The sequence below is a fragment of the Mesorhizobium sp. M2A.F.Ca.ET.042.01.1.1 genome (assembly GCF_003997405.1).
GTDB lineage: Bacteria > Pseudomonadota > Alphaproteobacteria > Rhizobiales > Rhizobiaceae > Mesorhizobium.
The window spans coordinates 1-14484 of sequence record NZ_RZRX01000164.1; the positions used below are offsets into that span (position 1 = coordinate 1).

16 protein-coding genes and 1 pseudogene are annotated in these 14484 nt (G+C 63.1%); 12 read left to right on the plus strand and 5 right to left on the minus strand.

What is annotated here, in order from left to right:
- The 3 genes from EOA23_RS22580 to EOA23_RS22590 form a co-directional block, all read left to right on the plus strand.
- A partial coding sequence (locus EOA23_RS22580; protein WP_145966459.1) for an ABC transporter substrate-binding protein occupies positions 1-1608 on the plus strand: 1608 nt, incomplete at its 5' end.
- The gene (locus EOA23_RS22585; protein ID WP_127305776.1) at positions 1605-2501 is read left to right on the plus strand and encodes a DUF427 domain-containing protein; all 897 of its coding nucleotides are present in this window, start codon (positions 1605-1607) and stop codon (positions 2499-2501) included. The genes EOA23_RS22580 and EOA23_RS22585, both read left to right, overlap by 4 nt.
- 85 nt (positions 2502-2586) lie before the next feature.
- Positions 2587-3351: an SDR family oxidoreductase gene (locus EOA23_RS22590; protein WP_127305777.1), complete on the plus strand. Its 765-nt coding sequence runs from the start codon at positions 2587-2589 to the stop codon at positions 3349-3351.
- Between the two features lie 67 nt (positions 3352-3418).
- On the opposite strand, the gene EOA23_RS22595 is transcribed toward EOA23_RS22590, so the two are convergent.
- On the minus strand, positions 3419-4777 hold the full coding sequence (locus tag EOA23_RS22595) for an NAD(P)/FAD-dependent oxidoreductase (RefSeq protein WP_127305778.1): 1359 nt from the start codon (positions 4775-4777) through the stop codon (positions 3419-3421).
- A 304-nt stretch (positions 4778-5081) separates the two neighbouring features.
- On the opposite strand from EOA23_RS22595, the gene EOA23_RS22600 reads away from it, so the two are divergent.
- A complete protein-coding gene (locus EOA23_RS22600; RefSeq protein WP_126062322.1) occupies positions 5082-5804 on the plus strand; it encodes an XRE family transcriptional regulator in 723 nt (240 codons plus the stop codon).
- A 145-nt stretch (positions 5805-5949) separates the two neighbouring features.
- On the opposite strand, the gene EOA23_RS22605 is transcribed toward EOA23_RS22600, so the two are convergent.
- From EOA23_RS22605 to EOA23_RS22620, 4 genes are read right to left on the minus strand one after another with little or no spacing between them, the layout of a single operon-like run.
- Positions 5950-6990: a DUF3445 domain-containing protein gene (locus EOA23_RS22605; protein ID WP_127305779.1), complete on the minus strand. Its 1041-nt coding sequence runs from the start codon at positions 6988-6990 to the stop codon at positions 5950-5952.
- A gap of 9 nt (positions 6991-6999) precedes the next feature.
- On the minus strand, positions 7000-7965 hold the full coding sequence (locus tag EOA23_RS22610; RefSeq protein WP_127305780.1) for a PDR/VanB family oxidoreductase: 966 nt from the start codon (positions 7963-7965) through the stop codon (positions 7000-7002).
- The gene (locus EOA23_RS22615) at positions 7962-8558 is read right to left on the minus strand and encodes a dimethylamine monooxygenase subunit DmmA family protein (RefSeq protein ID WP_127305781.1); all 597 of its coding nucleotides are present in this window, start codon (positions 8556-8558) and stop codon (positions 7962-7964) included. Before EOA23_RS22615 ends, EOA23_RS22610 begins: the two co-directional genes overlap by 4 nt.
- A gap of 41 nt (positions 8559-8599) precedes the next feature.
- Positions 8600-9733 carry an aminomethyltransferase family protein gene (locus EOA23_RS22620; RefSeq protein WP_127305782.1) on the minus strand — a complete coding sequence of 378 codons (1134 nt, stop codon included), beginning with the start codon at positions 9731-9733 and terminating at the stop codon, positions 8600-8602.
- 288 nt (positions 9734-10021) lie between these two features.
- Between EOA23_RS22620 and EOA23_RS22625 the strand changes: the two genes are divergently transcribed.
- The 8 genes and pseudogenes from EOA23_RS22625 to EOA23_RS22660 form a co-directional block, all read left to right on the plus strand.
- Complete coding sequence (locus tag EOA23_RS22625) at positions 10022-10309, plus strand: hypothetical protein (protein WP_126062327.1); 288 nt, start codon at positions 10022-10024, stop codon at positions 10307-10309.
- An 11-nt stretch (positions 10310-10320) separates the two neighbouring features.
- Entirely contained in the window at positions 10321-10698 is a 378-nt protein-coding gene (locus tag EOA23_RS22630; protein WP_042645898.1) for a hypothetical protein, read from the plus strand.
- 16 nt (positions 10699-10714) lie between these two features.
- Positions 10715-10876 carry a hypothetical protein gene (locus tag EOA23_RS22635; protein ID WP_042645899.1) on the plus strand — a complete coding sequence of 54 codons (162 nt, stop codon included), beginning with the start codon at positions 10715-10717 and terminating at the stop codon, positions 10874-10876.
- A gap of 13 nt (positions 10877-10889) precedes the next feature.
- The gene (locus tag EOA23_RS22640) at positions 10890-12296 is read left to right on the plus strand and encodes an amino acid permease (protein WP_126062329.1); all 1407 of its coding nucleotides are present in this window, start codon (positions 10890-10892) and stop codon (positions 12294-12296) included.
- 46 nt (positions 12297-12342) lie between these two features.
- The gene (locus tag EOA23_RS22645; RefSeq protein WP_127305783.1) at positions 12343-13032 is read left to right on the plus strand and encodes a hypothetical protein; all 690 of its coding nucleotides are present in this window, start codon (positions 12343-12345) and stop codon (positions 13030-13032) included.
- A complete protein-coding gene (locus EOA23_RS22650; RefSeq protein ID WP_127305784.1) occupies positions 13029-13349 on the plus strand; it encodes a hypothetical protein in 321 nt (106 codons plus the stop codon). Before EOA23_RS22645 ends, EOA23_RS22650 begins: the two co-directional genes overlap by 4 nt.
- 86 nt (positions 13350-13435) lie before the next feature.
- Complete coding sequence (locus EOA23_RS22655; RefSeq protein WP_127305785.1) at positions 13436-14332, plus strand: glutamine amidotransferase family protein; 897 nt, start codon at positions 13436-13438, stop codon at positions 14330-14332.
- Between the two features lie 4 nt (positions 14333-14336).
- Positions 14337-14484: pseudogene (locus EOA23_RS22660) on the plus strand (protein GlxC); the annotation flags it as partial.

The window sequence follows — 14484 nt, forward strand, 5'->3', positions numbered from 1 at the left end:
ATCGAAAATTCCGCTATCGACGAATTGCTCGCCGGCAGGATCGGCCGGCGCGAATTCCTGCGCCATGGCAGCGTGCTCGGCCTGTCGCTGCCTTTCCTCGGCGGCATCGCTTCGGCGGTTGGCCTTGGCGCTCCGCAGGCGCGCGCCGAGGGCAAGCCGGGCGGCACGGTGCGCGCCGGCATCGCCGTGCCCGGCGGCGCCATCGATCCGGTGACCTTCTACGACAGCGGCAGCTACCAGCTCGCCTTCCAGACGTCCGAGTTCCTGTGCGTGACGCAGCCCGACCTGACGCTGAAGCCGGTGCTGGCCGAAAGCTGGTCGCCCAATGCCGATGGCAGCGTGTGGACCTTCAAGCTGCGCAAGGGCGTGAAATTCCACAATGGCGAGGACTTCAAGGCCGACGACGTCGTGGCGACCTTCGATCGCCTTGCCGATCCGAACGGCCCGTCCAACGCTCTCTCGGTGTTCAAGGGCCTGCTGTCGAAAGGCGGCACGCGCAAGGTCGACGACCACACGGTCGAATTCCATCTCGACGCGCCGAACGGCAGCTTCCCCTATTCGGTGTCGATCGACAATTACAACGCCGTCATCCTGCCGGCGAGCTACAAGGGCGACTACGAGAAGACCTTCGAGGGCACCGGTCCGTTCCGGCTCGAAAGCTACACGCCGAAGGTCGGCGCGACCTTCGTGCGCAATGCCGATTACTGGGGCGAGAAGGCGCTGCCCGACCGGCTGGAATTCAAGTTCTATGGCGACGTGCAGCCGCGGATTCTCGCGCTGCAGGCGGGCGAGGTCGACGTGCTCGACGCCATCCCGCTCGACGTCAGCCAGGTGGTGCTGGGCAATCCCGACATAACGGTGCTGCGCGTGGCGTCGACCGCGCATCGCCAGCTGCATATGCGATGCGACATGGCGCCCTTCACCGACAAGCGCGTGCGCCAGGCGCTGGCTCTGTGCATCGACCGCTCCAAGCTGGTCGACGGACTCTGCCGCGGCATGGCGGCGACCGGCAATGACAGCCCGTTCGCGCCGGCCTTCCCGGTCACTGACAAATCGATTGCCCAGCGCACGCAGGACATCGCCAAGGCCAAGCAGCTGATGGAGGCGGCCGGCCTTGGCGGCGGCTTCGACATGACGCTGACGACGCTGCGCTATTCCGACATCCCGGGCTACGCGCAGCTGTTCCAGAACTTCGCCAAGGAGATCGGCGCGCGCATTGCGCTCAACATCGAAGATCAGGACAAATATTACGGCAAGGCGGTGTTCGGCCAGTCGGACTGGCTGGACAGCCCGCTCGGCATCACCGACTACGCGCATCGCAGCATGCCGAACGTCTTCCTGAAAAGCCCGCTCGTCAGCGACGGTCCGTGGAACGCGGCGCATTTCAAGAACGCGACCTATGACGGGCTGGTCACCGGCTATCTCAAGGCGCTCGACCTCGATGCCCAGCGCAAGGCCGCTTCCGACATCCAGAAGCTGCTGCTCGACGAAACGCCGGTGATCTTCAGCTATTTCCCGGACCTGCTGGTGCCGGTGCGCAAGACTGTCAGCGGGGTGCCGCCGATCGCCGCCGGCCTGCTGCTCGATCGTGTATCGGTGGCGCCATGACCGTGACCGCGCGCAAGGGCCCGGCGGCAAACGACGAGAAGAGGACGACGACCATTCGCAAGCCCCATCTGCGCGGCCGCGGGCCGCATTTCCCGATCCTCGACGGCATCGTGCAGTACGAGTTCGAACCGGGCTATGTCGCCTTCACCATGCCCTCGCCCAAGCGGATCAGGGTGCAGGTGGGACCGATGATCGTCGCCGACACCACCAAGGCGCTGGTGTTCCAGGAGAGCGACCATCTGCCGGTCTATTACTTCCCGATGAGCGATGTGCGCGAGGAGTTCCTGTTGCCCAGCCACACGACGACGGAGGACCCGTTCAAGGGTGTCGCCACGCACTATTCGCTCAACACCGGCATCACGCTGGTCGAGGACGGCGCCTGGCGCTACCTCGACCCCGTCAAGGGCTGTCCGCCGATCCAGGACTACATCTCCTTCTACTGGCCGAAGATGACCCACTGGTTTGAAGAGGACGAAGAGATCTTCGTCCATGCCCGCGACCCGTTCCGCCGCGTCGACTGCCTGCCTTCGTCGCGGCGGGTGCAGGTGATCCTCGACGGCGAGCAGGTGGCCGATTCACGGCGCGGCGTGTTCCTGTTCGAGACCGGACATCCGGTTCGGCACTACCTGCCGATCTCCGACACTCGCCTCGATATGTTTGCGCCCAGCCGCTACATCTCGCGCTGCCCCTACAAGGGCATCTCCAACTACTACCATGTGACGACGCCGAAGAAGCGGCACGAGAACCTGGTCTGGTATTATCCCGAGCCGGTCCATGAGGCCGAGCGCATCAAGGGGCTGGTCTGCTTCCATCACGAACTGGTCGACAAGATCCTGGTCGACGGCGTGGAGATCCCCAAGGAAGCGACTGCGGCGTCGGACGGCTATTTCTGAACCTCGAGGCCTCCGGCCAGCCAGATCAGGCCGCTTGATCGAGGCGCCATTCAGCGCATACCCTCCCGCAATCAGGGAGGGTGCGATGGATCTTTTCAAACTGGACGGCGGCGTGGCGCTGGTGACGGGCGCCGGCAGCGGCATCGGTCAGGCGATCGCGATCGGGCTTGCCGAGGCCGGCGCCGATGTCGCCTGCTTCGGCCATGCCTCGAACGGCGGACTGGAGCAGACTGCCGACAAGATCACGGCGCTCGGCCGCAAGGCGCTGGTGCTGGCGGGGAGCGTGACGTCCGAGACCGACCTCGCCGCGGCGATCGATCGGGTCGAAGCCGAACTCGGCGCGCTGACCGTTGCTGTCAACAATGCCGGCATTGCCGGATCGGAAGCGGCCGAGACCATGCCGCTGGAAAAATGGCGCAAGGTGCACGAGGTCAATGTCGCAGGTGTGTTTCTGTCCTGCCAGGCCGAGGCACGCGTCATGCTTCCCCGGCGCGCGGGCTCGATCATCAACATCGCCTCGATGTCGGGCACCATCGTCAACCGGGGGCTGACGCAGGCGCATTACAATTCCTCCAAAGCCGCCGTCATCCACATGTCGAAGAGCTTCGCCATGGAGTGGGCGGACCGTGGCCTGCGCGTCAATGTCGTCAGCCCGGGCTACACGCTGACGCCGATGAACAAGCGGCCGGAGGTCGCGGAGGAAATAAAGATCTTCAAGCGCGACACGCCGATGGGCCGTATGGCGGCGCCGGAGGAAATGGTCGGGCCGACCGTGTTCCTGGCCAGCCGCGCGTCCAGCTTCGTGACCGGCCTCGACCTGATCGTCGATGGCGGCTACGTGTGCTGGTAGACTGGTGGGGTGTCCCGAGAGACGCTCACCTTGCTGACTTGACGGATGCGGGCGGAGGCGCGCTGTCCTACTCCGCCGCCACGCCCTTCACCTCGAGATAGCTCTCCATCGAATCGTCCAGCGCCTGCAGCCACGGCGTATGGTGGAGCGGCGCCATGGTGCCGGTCATCAGCGAGCGATAAGCGTTGTCGCGGAAGGTCATGATGTTTTCCATCTTGTGATGCTCCCACTCCATGAAGGTGTGGTTGACCGCCTCGACGTCGAAGCCCGGATAATCGGTCTGGTCCATCAGTTCCTTGGTGTAGTCGCCCTGGAACCAGATCATCTGCTCGGCGTCCTCCAGCGTCTCTTCGCGGGCCCGCCACTTGGCACTGTGCTCGGCCATCGCCTCTGCCGAGGGCAGCTTGATGCGGCCCATGATGACGTCGCGGGCGTACCAGGCCTGCGCGTCGAACATGTTGAAAGTGTAGAACTGGTCCTGCATGCCGATGTAGAACAGTTTTGGGTTCATCTCCCAGACGACGCCTTTATAGAGATCGAGTGGCCACATGCGGTTGGCGGTCTTGAGCTTGAGATCGTCGGTGAGGAAGGGGAAGGAGTGCAGGTAGCCGGTGCACAGGATGATGGCGTCGACATCCTTGGTGGTGCCATCCTTGAAATGCGCCGTCTTGCCGACGACCTTCTGCAGCAGGGGCACCTCCTTCCAGTTCTCCGGCCATTTGAAGCCCATCGGCTTGGAACGGTAGCTGGTGGTGATCGACTTCGCGCCGTATTTGTAGCATTGCGAACCGATGTCCTCGGCCGAATAGGAGCGGCCGATGATCAATATGTCCTTGCCCTTGAACTCCATGGCATCGCGGAAATCGTGGCTGTGCAGGATGCGGCCGTTGAAAGTAGAAAAGCCCTCGAAATACGGCACGTTTGGCACGGAGAAATGGCCGGAGGCGACGACGACATTGTCGAACTCTTCCGAATAGGTCACATCGTTGGTGCGGTCATGCGCGGTGACGGTGAATTTCCCGGTCTCGTCGGAGTAGGTGACCATGCGCACGGGCGTGTTGAACCGCACCCATTTGCGCACCCCGGATTTCTCGACGCGGCCCTTGATGTAGTCCCACAAAACGGCGCGCGGCGGATAGGAGGCGATCGGCCGGCCGAAATGCTCCTCGAAAGTGTAGTCGGCGAATTCGAGGCATTCCTTCGGGCCGTTCGACCACAGATAGCGGTACATCGAGCCGTGCACCGGATCGCCATGCTCGTCGAGGCCGGTGCGCCAGGTGTAGTTCCACAGGCCGCCCCAGTCGCTCTGCTTTTCAAAACAGACGATTTCCGGGATCTCGGCGCCCTTGTCGGCGGCCGACTTGAAGGCCCTGAGCTGCGCCAGGCCCGACGGTCCGGCTCCGATGACGGCGACACGAGATTTCATTGCGGGCCTCCTTTTTTGATTGCGACTTTTCTCTTGACGCAATTCCGGACGGAAACCGTTCGACACTTTTCCTGGAATTGCTCTCACGAAACAAATTTCACTCACAGTGACAGTAATTGGGTCTTCGGTGCTGTCAACAGGCATCTGGGGGCAAGGGCTTTGCGGCAAACGGATTTCGGCGGAAAACGGAAACCGCCATAAAGAATTGCCGCGACATCCGATGCTTGCCCTCGCGGTTGCGCTCCTGTATCGCCACCGCATATGTTCACCTAGAGTGAAATAAATCCGCGGATTCGGGGGCGACATGCCGAACAAGACTTCTGACACAAAGCCCGCCGCTGCGGCCGCAAAGGACAAGGCGCCGCCGAAACGCGTTTCGGCCGACGGACGCTCGATCCGCACGCCGCTGACGCAGAATCCGCATGCCATCCGCGACACGCGCGAAAAGGTGCTCGAAGTGGCGATCGGCCATGAGGTGCGCGCCTTCCGCAAGAAGCTCGGCATCACCGTCGCCGATCTCGCCGCGGCCACCGACATTTCGCTCGGCATGCTCTCCAAGATCGAGAACGGCATCACCTCGCCATCGCTGACGACGTTGCAGGCGCTGTCGCGGGCGCTGGGCGTTCCGGTGACCGCCTTCTTCCGCCGATTCGAGGAAGAGCACAGCGCCGTCTTCGTGAAGGCGGGCGAAGGCGTCGATGTCGAGCGGCGCGGCACGCGCGCCGGCCACCAGTACAATCTGCTGGGACATATCGGCGCCAACACCAGCGGCGTCGTGGTCGAGCCCTACCTCATCACGCTGACCGAGAATTCGGACGTGTTCCCGACCTTCCAGCATGCCGGCATGGAGTTCCTCTACATGCTCGAGGGCGAGGTCGTTTACCGCCACGGCAACAACCTCTATCCGATGAAGCCGGGCGACAGCCTGTTCTTCGACGCCGACGCGCCGCACGGACCGGAAGAGCTGACGCAGCTACCGATGCGATATCTGTCGATCATTTGCTATCCGCAGAACAGCGCTGGGTGAGGCACCTGGTTCCTCGCCCCACGATAGTGGGGAGAGGTGGCTCGGCGAAGCCGAGACGGAGAGGGGAGCGCCCTACGAAGACCCCCTCTCCGTCCGCTTCGCGGACACCTCTCCCCCGCTTTGCGGGAGCGAGGAACCCAAGTCTTCAGTCCGGCCCAAATCCCGGTGACGTCGGGCTGCCATCATCAAGCTTGGACAGCCATTCCACCAGCGTCGGCCGATACCGCGTCAGGCCCTTGTAGGTTGCGAGTTCCTCCGGCAGGTCGCGGATAACGCGGTGCAGGCGGCGGGCCCATTTCGGCTGGGTGACCAGCTCGTCCATCTTGATCAGGTAGCAGCGGATCGGGAAGACGATGGCATTGGAGCGCGGCAGCCGCCAGAAGCTCTGCAGTTCGACCCGCAGGTGCACCTTGTCGCCGACATTTTCGGGCGTGACCGTGGCGCGGTCCGGACCCCATTTGTGATAATTCTCGGGGCTGGTGTCGAGGCGCGGGTTGATGGTCATTGTCCAGTTGAGGCGCCTGGCCGGCTTGCCCTGCTGAATGTTGGTGAGAAATTTCAGAGCGCGGGTGAAGATGCCCTTCTCATGCGCCAGCGGCACCGGCGCGTGCCACTCGAAGAAGTTCATGCCGATGTCGAAATCGAGCGACCAGTCTGCCTGGGTGGTGACCATGCCGGCATCCATCCACAGATTGCCGTCGCGCTGGTCGAGGATGCAGAAATCCCCCTGGCTCTGGCGGGTGATGTATTCCATCGGGCCATAGGGCAGCGTCGAGGTGTCGCCGAAGGTGAAAGCATCGTCGATGCCGAGCGGCCGGTTGATCCAGCGCCAGCGGTCGCCATCGCGCTCCAGCGTGAAATGCTCGGGATAGCCGAGCGCCTGCTGCTCCATCAGAAGCTCGAGCAGGTCCCAGCCTGCGAGCGTCATATGCGGCAGCGACTGGCAGCGCAGCGGATCCTCGGCCAACACCAAGGCGCGGTCCTGCATCTCGGCGACATAATGCTCGTCGACGTCGATCAGGTTCTCAAGCACTGAGCCTTTCGGGCCGACGACATGCGGCTCGATGTTGACGGCATACATGTAGGCGTCTTCGTTGAACGGGAACGGAAAGCGCCGGATGTGCTCCGGGCTGTTCCTGAAGGTGTAGTCGTCGCGGAAGGTTTCCTTGCGAAAGGTGATGCCCATTGACGCCTCCTATCTTTCCAGGACCAGCGACTTGCCCTCGAAGCGCGAGACGCAAGGCATGATCTTGCAGCCTGAACGGTGGTCTTCCTCGCTCAGCCAGTGATCGTTGTGGATGAACTTGCCGTCGGAGGAGATCACATTGGTCTCGCATTGGCCGCAGACGCCGCCGCGGCAGAGATAGGGCGGGTCGACGCCGGCCGCTTCCATGGCTTCCAGCAGGCTCTGCTGCTCGCCGACGCGGATGGTCTTGCCGCTGACCGCCAGGGTCACGTCGAAAGGCGCGCCGGGCTGGGGTGCGGCGAAATGCTCGAAATGCACCGTCTCCGATGGCCAGCCGAGGCTAGCTGCGCGGTCGCGCACCCAGTTGATCATGCCGCTCGGGCCGCAGACATAGAGATGCGTGCCAAGCGGCTGCGAGGACAGGAGCCGGTCGAGGTCGATGCGCTCCTCGCGGTCGTCGTGATAGAGCCTGACCCGGTTGCCGTAGCGCTGCCGCAAGACATCGGCATAGGTGCCGAGCGCAGCGGTACGGCAGGTGTAGTGCAGCTCGAAATTGCCCCCGCCCGCCGCCAGTTGCGACGTCTGCGCCATAAAGGGCGTGATGCCGATGCCGCCGGCCAGCATGAGATGCTTCTTCGCCCTGAGATCCAGCGAGAACAGATTGACTGGATAGCTGATCACCATCTCCAGGCCAGGTTTGACCTGCCGGTGCATGAACAGCGAGCCGCCGCGGCCGACATCGTCGCGGCGCACCGAGATCGTGTATTCGCGCGTGTCGAGCGGCGAGCCCATCAGCGAATAGGGGTTGAGCCTAGTGCGATCACTGTCGCGCATTTCGACCACGACATGGGCGCCGCCGGAGAAAGTCGGCAGCAGCTCGCCGTCGCGGCGACGGAAATGGAAGCGGGTGACGAGATCGTTGACGGGAACGACGTCGCTGACCACGACATCGAGCTTGGTGGTGCCGGTGCTCATGGGAAGGCCTCCTCCATCGGAGGGTTCTCCGAGCGATCCTCGGCGTTAATGCACACGCCCTGGAAGGCGGCGAGGCGCCGCGAATAATGATCGCGCACCAGGAGCAGCAGGCCGCAATGCGCGCAGAGCGCCGGCTGCGTCGTAACGTTCTCGGTGATGCCCTTGCAGTGCACGCATTGCATGCGCCGCGCCAGCGAGCCGCGATGCTCGGTCTGGATGGAGGTGTGGTCCATGCCGGCTTCGAGCGCCACCTGCATGGCCTGGCCGATCAGGCCCTCGGTGCCGGCAAGATAGAGACGCAGGCCCATATGGGCGTTGGTCAGCGTCTGCTTGAGACGCGGCAGGAGGCTGGCGAAAGACGGCGCGATGTGGAGTTGCGCAGGCTTCAAAGCTTCCAGGGCCGCGATGTGCTTGCCCTCCGGGCCTGGAATGAAGTCGATTTCCGCGCCGTCGAAAAAGCCGGACGGCGCCTTGCCGGCCATGTCGGTGATCGCGAGCGCGCCTTCGGCATCGGCGATGAAGAGATGATGCCTGCCCAGCTGCGGAGAGAGCGTTCCGTAGATGGGCCGGCTGATGATCGTCTTGGCTGCCATTCGTCCTTAGTACCCTAAATCCCCTCCCCGCTGATGATGCCTCAACCCTTGGCGGTGCGCTTGGTCTTCTTCGGATCGTCGAACGGCAAGGGTTGCGCCGTCGCCTTGATCGAGCCGCTTCTGTTGCGGATCTCGAGCCTGGTGTCCTTGACCGCGCAGTCAACGTCAAGGCGGGCGATGCCCATCGATTTCTCGACCAGGGGCGAATACATGGCGCAGGTGACCACGCCGACCTTCTTGCCGTCGCGATAGACCGGCGCGCCTTCGTCCGCCGGCTCCTTGCCGTCGAGCAGCACGCCAAAAATCTTGAAGCGCTCCTTGCCCTTCAGCCGGTAATGCTCCTCGGCGCCGCGGAAACCGGTCTTGCCGGGGCTGACGGTGAAGTCGAGGCCGAGCTCCCACAGCGTGTCGCCGGGGCCTTCGTTCTCGAACGGATATTTCTGGGAATTGTCGTAGGGGTAGAAGAGCAGATAGCTCTCGACGCGCAGCATGTCGAGCGTGGTGAAGCGGCACGGGATGATGCCGGCGCTCTTGCCTTCATCGAGGATGCGATCCCAGATCGTTCCGGCGTCCTGGCCGCGGCAGAAGATCTCGTAACCTCGCTCGCCGGTGTAGCCGGTGCGCGAGATCATGACGGGCAAGCCGAAGAGCTGCGTCTGCATATGATGGAAATAAGGAAGGTCGCGGATGCCCGGCACATGCTTGGCGAGATAGTCGACGGCGGTCGGCCCCTGCAGCGACAAATCGTGCAGATTGTCGTCGAAGCGCAGCGAGACGTCGCGCCCCATGGCAGCGCGCTGCAACTCCTCATGGCCGGTGCCGGAGCCGTGCACGACCATCCACGAGTTCGGGCTGATGCGGTAGAGGATGCAGTCGTCGGTGAACTTCCCGGCCTCGTTCAGCATGCAGGCATAGGCCGACTTGCCGGGATAGATCTTCTCCACATCGCGCGTCGTGGCTAGGTCGATCAGATGCGAAGCGTGCGGCCCGGTGATGTGGACCTTCTTCAGGCCGGAGACATCCATCAGCCCGGCCTTGGTGCGGATCGCGATATATTCCTCGTCGGCATCCTTGTCATAGGTCCAGGCGGTGCCCATGCCGCTCCAGTCCTCGAGCTTCGAGCCGAGCGCGCGATGGCGATCCGCCAGGGTCGAGAATCTCCAGGATGCCGTCATCCGATCGTCCTCCGTGCAATTTAGGTCGTTGCTGTTCCCTGCTCCTGCTCAGAGGCGGAGCTTGGCTTGAATATTGACCGCAAACGGCGGAGGCCTGCAATCCCCTTGAAGCAAATAATTTCATTGTCAGGCAAATTTCTTGCCCGTGGACAAACGCCTTACGAAGCGTAAATCCGGCTTGACAATTTCGAAGATCGGTCGGAATTTATGAAAAAAATTTCACTCTCTAGAAAGAGTGGACGCCCGGTCGATTTCGGGGGCCGGACGTCGCCAGAAGGGGAAAAACCGATGTCCGACCTGCAGCAGCGCATCGAAGCGCTGTACCGTTCCGACGTGCGCGGATCCGTGCTGCTGATCGTTTGCCTGTGGGCGACGATCCTCTTCGTCCTCCTGATGACCTGGGCCTACATCCCCGACAGCGGGATCAAGCTCGTGGTGGTGATCGCGGCTGCCGCGGTGCTGATCTTCAACACCGCCGCCATCCTGGCGATGCTCAACCATTACAAGGAAGACAAGGACTTCATCTACGGCCTCGACATCAAGAACGCCGACGCGTTCCGCAACAGCAAGTCCTGAGGGGAAAGACCATGTCCCGCTACATCCCGCCGGAACAGAGCAAGGCCGGCCAGATTTTCGACATCGCCGTCGTCGTGGTCGCCATCTTCGTGGCGCTGTGGCTGCCGCTGAAGCTCGGCCTTGCCGGCGCGGCGAAATCCATCGATCCCCTGGACGCCAAGACCTGGGACGCGCTCGGCCAGAATGCGACCATGGCATCGATCTGGGAGAAGCTCGGCTACACGCCCGAGACGGCGCACGACATCATCCAGAACCGTTTCCACTACATCATCGACTGGCCGACGCTGATCATCATGGCGATCGTGCTGGTCGCCTATTTCGTCTTCCTGTTCCGCGCCTCCGATCGCGAGTATCGCGAGGTGATCAACGAAAAATTCGACGACAAGTAATTCGGGGACAAGATCCATGTGGATGGCAATCAACTACGCCTGCTGGGGCATCTCGGTCTTGCTTGCGCTCTGGATGCTCTACGACTGGTTCAAGATCGACACGACCTATTCCGAGGACGTGCTGACCTCCTCGCGCGAAGGCGAGCTTGAAGCCGTTTCCGAGAAACACCGGATCTGAGTGGGGACTGACGATGACCGCTGCGGTTGAAACGGGACTGACGACGACGATCCACGGCGACAGGGTCTCGCTGCTTCGGGTGCTCGGCCCCGCCCATGTCTGGGCGCTCGGCGTCGGCATCGTGCTGGTCGGCGAGTTCACCGGATGGAATTTCGCAGCAGACAAGGGCGGCGCGCTGGCCGCGCTGATCGTCTGCTGGATCGTCGGCCTGCTCTACACCTCGGTCGCCATGATCGACTCGGAGGTGACCTCGACCGTCGCCGCCGCCGGCGGCCAGTACGCGCAGGCCAAGCATATTGTCGGGCCGCTGATGGCCTTCAACGTCGCGCTGTTCCTGGTGTTCGCCTACACGATGCTCGAAGTGTCGGACGCGATCCTGCTCGGCGACACGATCGTCGCCAAGGCAGGCGTCGAAGGGCTGACGCACAATTCCTTCATCGCCGCGACCATCGTCGTGCTCGCCTGGCTCAACTATCGCGGCGTGCTGATGACGCTCAACGTCAACTTCGTCATCACAGCCATCGCCTATATCTCGATCGTCATCCTGTTCTTCTCCGTCAGTCCGTGGACGCAAGGCGCGGTGCTGAAGCTCAACGAGCTGGTCACGCCCGGCAACGCGCTGCCCTATGGCTGGATCGGCGTGATCGCCGCCTTCCAGTTCGGCATCTGGTACTATCTCGGCATCGAGGGCACCACGCAGGCGGCCGAGGAAGTGCGCTCGCCGGCGCGCTCCCTGCCCTACGGCACCATGGCCGGCATGATCACGCTGCTGATCGCCGCCGCCATGACCTGGTATGTCTGCGCCTCGCTGATGCCCTGGGAATATCTTGGCATCACCTATTATCCGCTGTGGGACGCCGGCAAGCTCACCGGCAGCCCGCTGCTGGAGAACCTTTTGTTCATCGCGACGCTGCTGGCGGCGCTCGCCTCGGCCAATGGCTGCATCAACGACGCGGCACGCGCCTGGTTCTCGCTCGGCCGCGACCGCTACCTGCCAAGCTGGTTCTCGGCGGTGCATCCGAAATACCGCACGCCCTATCGCTCGATCCTGTTCCTGCTGCCGATCGCGCTGGCCTTCGCCTTCATCGCCGACCTCAACCAGGCGATCACCTTCTCGATCCTGTCGGGCGTGCTGCAATACACCTTCATGAGCATCAACATCATGATGTTCCGCAAGAAGTGGCCGTTGGGCTCGATCCGCCGCGGCTACACGCATCCCTTCCATCCGCTGCCTGCGATCGTGCTGTTCTGCCTGTGCATGGTGACGTTCTTCGCCATCTTCCTCGGCTTCGGCTCACAGCTGATCGCGATGACGGTGTTCTATTTCCTGATCTCGCTGTGGTTCCACTTCTATCGCTACAAGTTCGTGCGGCGCGGCGACCAGTTCTCCATGCCGTGGCCGAAGCCGCAGGGTTATTGAGTGGAGTGAAGGCCCGCCTCTCGACGGCGGGCCGTGGCGTGTCGAAATGTCGGAACTGACGTCAGTATTGCTTGCCGGAGCGATCGCATTGGGGGTCGTCGCTCATATTGCCTGGCTCGCGCGCGTCAGCCGCAACAGGGCGAAGGCGGCTCTGGCCGCCGACACGGCGAGCGTCCGCGGCGTCGTTGCGGATGCCGCCGATATTTCCGGCGGCACGGCCGGCGTCGCCACCTGGGCCGGCATGTGGAACGGCCAGCGCGTTCAGCTGCGCACCATCGTCGACACGCTGGCGACGCGAAAGCTGCCGACGCGCTGGCTCAGCGTCTCGATCACCGAGCCGGTCGCCGTGCCGGGCATTTTCGACATGATGATGCGGCCGAATTCGGCGACAACGTTCTCCAATTTCGACCATCTTCCGCACACGCTGCCGAAGGTGCTCGGCTTTCCCGCCGACGCGGTGCTCAAGACGGACCGCAGAGGCGTCGCTTTTCCGCAGGACCTGATCGCCGCGCATATCGACATCTTTGCCGAGGGGCGCGCCAAGGAATTGCTTATCACGCCCAACGGCGTGCGCATCGTCTGGCTGTTGGCCGAAGCCGAGCGCGCACGCTATGGCGTGTTCCGGCAGGCCGCGTTCGGCGATGCCGGGATCGATCTCGGCCTGATCGAAGGGCTGCTCGATGCCGCCTCCACGCTTCGCCAAGCCATCAACCGGCGCGAGAGGCAGGCCGCATGAGCGCCACCCCTGCTCCCGTCAATCCCTATCTCGTGCTCGGCGCGGCGGTCGTTTTGCCGGCAAGCGGCCATGTCATGCTCGGCGTGCCGGTACGCGGCCTGCAGTTCCTGTTCTTCATGGTGATCCTGGGCTGGATAACGACCAAGCTGGCGCCGGCCGATGCCAGCTTCATCGGCCGCCATGCCGGCGCTTTCCTGATCTATGCTTTCTCGATCCTCGACGCCTACAAAATCGCGCGCATCCGCCATGCGATCTGGGTTCACAAGGCGCGCCCGGACGGCGATAGTGCCAAGGGCGATGCGCTGTCCAACATGTAACCACAGGAAAATTTCTTTCATAGCAATTGAATTCGGCTCGCTCATTGGGTACATCATCTGAGAGCCAAAAAACGTTGGAGGCTGGCATGTGCGGAATCGTCGGACTTTTCTTGAAGGACAAGGCGCTGGAGCCGAAGCTCGGCGCCATGCTGTCGGAGATGCTGGTGTCGCTCAGCGACCGCGGCCCGGACAGCGCCGGCATCGCCATCTATGGCGCGGCCACCGGCAATGAAGCCAAGATCACCGTGCAGTCGCCGAAGGCGGATCGCGATTTCCGCGGCCTCGACGCCGAAATCGCCAAGGCGATCGGTGCGCCGGTGAGCGTGGCGGTGAATTCGACGCACGCCGTCATCAGGACCACGCCGGACAAGGTCGATGCCGCGCGCGAAGCGCTGCAGACGCTCAGGCCCGACATTCGCATCATGGGCGCCGGCGAGGCGGTTGAAATCTACAAGGAGGTCGGCCTGCCGGAGACCGTCATCGATCGCTTCCATGTGCGCTCGATGACCGGCACGCATGGCATCGGCCATACCCGCATGGCGACGGAATCGGCGGTCACCACGATGGGCGCGCATCCGTTCTCGACCGGCGCCGACCAGTGCCTGGTGCATAACGGCTCGCTCTCCAACCACAACAATGTGCGCCGCGAGCTGATCCGCGACGGCATGAAGTTCGAGACCGAGAACGACACCGAAGTTGCCGCGGCCTATCTTTCCAACCGGATGGCGCATGGCAAGAATCTGGGCGAGGCGCTGGAAGGCACCCTCTCCGACCTCGACGGCTTCTTCACCTTCGTTGTCGGCACCAAGAACGGCTTCGGCGTGGTGCGCGACCCGATCGCCTGCAAGCCGGCCGTGATGGCCGAGACCGACCAGTATGTCGCCTTCGGTTCGGAATATCGCGCGCTGACCAAGCTGCCCGGCATCGACAATGCGCGGGTCTGGGAGCCCGAGCCCGCAACCGTCTATTTCTGGGAGCATTGAGCTGATGCCGGCAACCCCAATGTCGAAGGCCGAGCGTGACCAGGGCGATGCGAGGGTGTTCGATCTCTCGCAACATTCGCTGCGCGAATTGAACGAGGCGCTGCACAAGCTCACGCCGGGTTCGAACGAGACTGCCTGGGAAGTGCTCAACC

Excerpts from the sequence above, each read along its gene's own strand:
- EOA23_RS22630 (WP_042645898.1), top strand. The coding sequence starts at position 10,321 with ATGTCCCGCTACATCCCGCCGGAACAGAGCAAGGCCGGCCAGATTTTC.
- EOA23_RS22650 (WP_127305784.1), top strand. The coding sequence starts at position 13,029 with ATGAGCGCCACCCCTGCTCCCGTCAATCCCTATCTCGTGCTCGGCGCG.
- EOA23_RS22605 (WP_127305779.1), bottom strand. The coding sequence starts at position 6,990 with ATGGGCATCACCTTTCGCAAGGAAACCTTCCGCGACGACTACACCTTC.
- EOA23_RS22615 (WP_127305781.1), bottom strand. The coding sequence starts at position 8,558 with ATGGCAGCCAAGACGATCATCAGCCGGCCCATCTACGGAACGCTCTCT.
- EOA23_RS22590 (WP_127305777.1), top strand. The coding sequence starts at position 2,587 with ATGGATCTTTTCAAACTGGACGGCGGCGTGGCGCTGGTGACGGGCGCC.
- EOA23_RS22610 (WP_127305780.1), bottom strand. The coding sequence starts at position 7,965 with ATGAGCACCGGCACCACCAAGCTCGATGTCGTGGTCAGCGACGTCGTT.
- EOA23_RS22595 (WP_127305778.1), bottom strand. The coding sequence starts at position 4,777 with ATGAAATCTCGTGTCGCCGTCATCGGAGCCGGACCGTCGGGCCTGGCG.
- EOA23_RS22585 (WP_127305776.1), top strand. The coding sequence starts at position 1,605 with ATGACCGTGACCGCGCGCAAGGGCCCGGCGGCAAACGACGAGAAGAGG.
- EOA23_RS22620 (WP_127305782.1), bottom strand. The coding sequence starts at position 9,733 with ATGACGGCATCCTGGAGATTCTCGACCCTGGCGGATCGCCATCGCGCG.
- EOA23_RS22655 (WP_127305785.1), top strand. The coding sequence starts at position 13,436 with ATGTGCGGAATCGTCGGACTTTTCTTGAAGGACAAGGCGCTGGAGCCG.
- EOA23_RS22625 (WP_126062327.1), top strand. The coding sequence starts at position 10,022 with ATGTCCGACCTGCAGCAGCGCATCGAAGCGCTGTACCGTTCCGACGTG.
- EOA23_RS22635 (WP_042645899.1), top strand. The coding sequence starts at position 10,715 with ATGTGGATGGCAATCAACTACGCCTGCTGGGGCATCTCGGTCTTGCTT.
- EOA23_RS22645 (WP_127305783.1), top strand. The coding sequence starts at position 12,343 with ATGTCGGAACTGACGTCAGTATTGCTTGCCGGAGCGATCGCATTGGGG.
- EOA23_RS22640 (WP_126062329.1), top strand. The coding sequence starts at position 10,890 with ATGACCGCTGCGGTTGAAACGGGACTGACGACGACGATCCACGGCGAC.
- EOA23_RS22600 (WP_126062322.1), top strand. The coding sequence starts at position 5,082 with ATGCCGAACAAGACTTCTGACACAAAGCCCGCCGCTGCGGCCGCAAAG.